At 59.8% G+C, this 2,487-nt stretch carries 1 protein-coding gene; it reads right to left on the minus strand.

Annotated elements, in window-relative coordinates:
- Window positions 1-396: 396 nt before the first annotated feature.
- On the minus strand, window positions 397-2,142 hold the full coding sequence (locus tag A6A03_RS18760) for a CAP domain-containing protein (RefSeq protein ID WP_066791333.1): 1,746 nt from the start codon (window positions 2,140-2,142) through the stop codon (window positions 397-399).
- Window positions 2,143-2,487 lie beyond the last annotated feature (345 nt).

Below are 2,487 nucleotides of genomic sequence, written 5' to 3' on the forward strand. Positions count from 1 at the left end.
CCCACTGGGGGGCATTGGCCCCCACCCCTCGCCCCTCCCCCGCTGAGGGAGGAGAATAGCCACAAAAAGACACAAAAAGCACAAAACATCTTGGTGGTTTTGGCGTCTGCTTGGAGCTATTGTTCTGAGCCTTGACGTTGGCCCCCACCCCTCACCCCTCCCCCGCTGGGGGAGGGGAATAGCCACAAAAGGCACAAGAAGCACAAAAAATGACCGCAGAGGACGCCGAGAGCGCGAGGGATAATCGCCATCCCCAAATATCTTTGCGCCCTTTGCGGATCCGGACAGCCGTCCGGCTCTACGGCGTCTTTGCGTTAAGAAGCCCTGCGTCTTTGCCTCCTTTGCGCCTTGATAGTCGTCTCCACCCTTGGCCCCCGCTCCCAGCGGGTTGGGCCATTACCGCGCTAGCAGCGGCGCGTAGGTCGTGAAGAGTTGCTCGACCACTTGCAAGCGAACCGGAATAGTGAGGCGGAACGAGGTACCGGGTGCGGCGAAGGTGATCGTCCCTTCGTAGACGCCGGTAGCAAGGCCGGCAGAGTTGACGCTGATGCGCATAGCGCCCTCTTCGGCCACCCCGCTTACCCATGGTTCGGCCTGCGCGACTTGCCAATTGGCGCGAGCACAGGGAGAGGTGATGGTGAGCGGGGCGGGCGGATCAGCGGCGCGCTGGGCCATAAAGCTAGCGTTGGCCGGTTGCACTGGAAGCATTGAGGCTTCGCTTAACGGTGTAAAGTTCGTGCCATCGGTATAGCGCACCCACACCCCTTGGCCGCGATAGTTGCCACCGGGCACAGCCAATGTGAGTGGATTGGTGATCGGCTGCGGCGCCGTGAAGATGGTCACCGCATCGACGAAAACCTCGGTGTTGCCGCTGCGCCAGAACTGGAAGATGAGGAACGGATCGGCGCCGTGAAAGGTAAAGGGCAGGGCAAATTCCTGATACTGGCCGGCGGCGGCGAAATCAACTCCGCGCAGGCGAAGCGGGCCATACTCGACGCCGCCGCCTTTAACGGTAAAGCGGGCCACTTCAGCGGGTGAGGTGTTGTTGGCAACTTTCAACCGCACATAGGCGACCAGCGGTCGATCTTTGAACACGAGCGGATTGTAATCATAGACCCATGCCGACGTTTCCCAACCGGCTAACCCCAAACGAAACGCACCGCCACCCCACGCCGCCGAGTCGGCAACCCGTTCACCATTACCCCAAAGCAGGCTAAAGGTTGCATAGGTTTCGTCAACCAACCATCCCAAGCTAAACTGCACTTGCGGCAGGCTAGGGTGCGCAAGGCCAGTCAACGTTACGTGCGACTGGCGATCGCTGAGCGTTGCCGCGAGCTCGGCAAGCGGCGGGTTAGGGCCGAGGTAGATCGTATCGCTGACTACTGCGGTTACGCCGTAAGCATCGCGGGTCTTGACATAGACTGTACGCCAGCCTTCACCGGGTGGCAAGCGGAAGCGGGTTTGATTGGAGAATGGCTGCCAGCTAGCGCCAACGAAACAGGGATTATCGGCGATCATCATTTCGGTGACCGGACGGCGACCGGCAAAACCGCCGGTCGTAGCTGGTTGATAAATATAGAGCGCCACATCAGGGTTGAGGGTATTGATCGCTTCGTTCTCGATAATCACCGGCGCATACGCAACATCGTTGCCAAACATCTGGGCAATGTAGCCGCGCCCGTCGCTGGCGCGGCGGTAATAGCCCAAGCCAATCTCGCGATGGCCGGGGCTGAGCAGGTTATTTCGATGGCCGGGGCTATTGAGCCAACCATTGATCGCATCTTGCGGCTGCATGTAGCCACAGTAGGCATTTTCAGCGCCGCCACTGCCAAGGTAGCCAAAGATCACAGCGCGATCGCTCGGCCATTGGCCGTTGGTATCTTGATGGCCGCAGTAAGGGCTTGGGCGATTTGCCACCGAATCCCACGCAAACCAGCGAGAGGCATGGGTTAGTTGGCGGTTCCAGCGCAACGGCGGCTGACCAGCATCGCGGCGGGCCAGATTGCCGTAGTAGACGGTCAACGCTTCGTCAAGCAGGAGTTCAGGCGTTTGGGTTGTGGGGTCAAACGCCAACACTGGCGCGATGGTGAGGCATCCCAGCACGAACAGGCCAATCCAGTAAGTGAAGAACCGCTTGCGCATGCGCTCTCCTTGGGGGAATGGGTTGGTAAACCTCGTAAGCTCAATTGTACATGCCGTGTTACCGGCTATCAAATTGTCCCCAGCCCTTCAACCCAACAGGGGATGGGAATAGCCACAAAAAGACACCAGAAGCACAAAACATCTTGGTGGTTTTGGCGTCTGCTTGGAGCTATTGTTCTGAGCCTTGACGTTGGCCCTCACCCCCCGGCCCTGAGAGGGAGCGACTTGCTTCCTTCCTAGAAGGTGAGAGGGCAGGGGCAGGGGCCACGCAGTGCATCCCCGCGCCCGTTGCGCCCGGCCCTGAAGGGCCGGGCTACGTTTACGAAGCCCGCTGCGCGGGCTAAT

Origin of the sequence: Chloroflexus islandicus (genome assembly GCF_001650695.1) — a bacterium.
GTDB classification, from domain to species: domain Bacteria; phylum Chloroflexota; class Chloroflexia; order Chloroflexales; family Chloroflexaceae; genus Chloroflexus; species Chloroflexus islandicus.